This is a genomic window from Sinomonas sp. G460-2, from assembly GCF_047759905.1.
In the GTDB taxonomy this organism is placed as follows: Bacteria; Actinomycetota; Actinomycetes; order Actinomycetales; family Micrococcaceae; genus Sinomonas.
Window position 1 is genome coordinate 1 of the sequence record NZ_JBKZWT010000491.1, and the last position, 1,808, is coordinate 1,808.

General features: G+C 72.2%; 2 protein-coding genes. Both read right to left on the reverse strand.

From position 1 onward, the window contains the following. Window positions 1–280: hypothetical protein (locus ACLN58_RS21780; protein WP_415857299.1), on the reverse strand; the 280-nt coding region annotated here is incomplete at its 3' end. Further along, window positions 270–1,808, reverse strand: a 1,539-nt coding sequence (eccCb, locus tag ACLN58_RS21785; protein WP_415857300.1) for a type VII secretion protein EccCb, incomplete at its 5' end; no start/stop codon positions are given. The genes ACLN58_RS21780 and eccCb, both read right to left, overlap by 11 nt.

The window sequence follows — 1,808 nt, forward strand, 5'->3', positions numbered from 1 at the left end:
CGCCGGGCGCGCCCCACGGCGCCCACGCCTCGAGCCACCACACGGGAACGTTCACGCGTCCCACCGCGCTCGGCACGAGCCGCTCGATCTCGGCGGCGTTCTGCATCCATTCGGGGCGGCCGATGCTGAGCACGGCGTTCCCGCGGTCATCGCACACCTCGGTCACGGCGCCGTCGTCGATGGTTCGTACGTGGAGCTCGCTGTTGACGCGGCTCCCCGCGCGCACGAGCGCGGCGATGTCCGGCTCGGAGCTCGTCAGGATGAGAATGTCACGGGGCATGGACGGCTCCTCTCGTGGAGGCGAAGTTCGCCACCTGGACGACGCGCGGCGGCGCCCCGCGCCGCACGAGACGCCCCCGGCCCGGCGGGAACTGCTCGGCGTAGACGCGCGGGAAGATCTGCCCCTCGGAGCGCTCGCCGCTCATCACGAACCCCGTCCCGCCGCTGTCGCGCAGCGACTGGAGCGAGAGGTCGTAGAGGGCGCGCGAGGCCCCGCCCACGGGCCGGGTCACGACGACGTTGAGGCCCAGATCGCGCGCGGAGGGCAGGTAAGGCAGCAGGGGGCTCAGGGGCTCGGTCCCGGACGAGGCGAGGATGTCGAAGTCGTCCACGAGGACCACGATGCGGGGCCTGGACCCCTCATGTGTCGCGGAGCTGCGCTTCTCAAGCTCGACGGCGATCGCCTCGGCGAGCCCGCGGGCGTCGCGGCCGTTCGTCGCGTGGCCGCCGAGGTAATCCTCGGGGATTTCCGCCGCCGTCCCGCCACGGACGTCCATGACGGCGATCGCGAGCTCGTCGGGGCTCGATCTGTCGATAAGGCCCGCGGCGATGCCGCGCAGAAGGGTCGTCTTGCCTGAGCCCGCGTCGCCGAACACGATGAGGTGCTGATCGAGCAGCGGGTCGAACGCGACGTACTCCATGGTGTCCTGCCGGAGCCCGAACGGGACGCCTTCGGACACCTCAAGGGGGTCGGGCAGCTCGGAGGGCTCGAACGATTCGGGCAGGAGCCGGATCGGCGCCGCGGCGGGGCCGGACCAGTCCGCCGTGAGCCGCGCCGCGAGGGCCTCGAGTTCGTCGCCGAGCTGTGCGTCGTCGACGTCGTCGAGCACGGGGAGCGCGACCTGACCGTAGAGTGACGCGCCCGTGAGGACGCGGCCCGGCTCGGCGGAGAGCAGCACGGCCGCCGCGGCGCGGCTGACGTTCGAGTCCGAGGGGTCGTTGAGCCGGAGCTCGAAGCGCTGGCCGATGAGCGGCTGGCTCGCCATGCGCAGCTCGTTCCACCGGGTGAGCGCCACGACCACGTGGATGCCGAAGCTCCCGCCGCGCTGCACGAGCTCGGTGAACGGATCCTCGAGCTCCTCGAATTCCGTGCGGATCGCGCCGAATCCGTCCACGAGCAGCACGACGTCGGGCGAGACGAGCTCGGGCACCTCGCCGGCGGCGTGCCGGGCGCGGAGCATCGCGACCGAGTCGATCTCGTGGTCCCGGAACACGGCCTCGCGGTGCCGGATCATGGTCTGGAGCTCTTCGATGAGGCGGAGGAGCTTCGTGCGGTCGGAGCGTGTGGCTACGCCGCCCACGTGCGGGAAGCCCTCGATGCGCGAGAGCCCGCCGCCCGCGAGGTCCATGCCGTAGACGCTCACCTCGCGCGGCGTGTGGGTGAGCGCGAGCGATGCCGCGATAGTCCGCAGAACGGTCGTCCGGCCCGAGCCCGGGGCGCCGATCACGGCGATGTGGCCGCCGCCGATCGTGAAGTCGAGCAGCCAGGGCGCTTGGCGCTGGCGCGACGGGTCGTCGAGGAGCCCGAT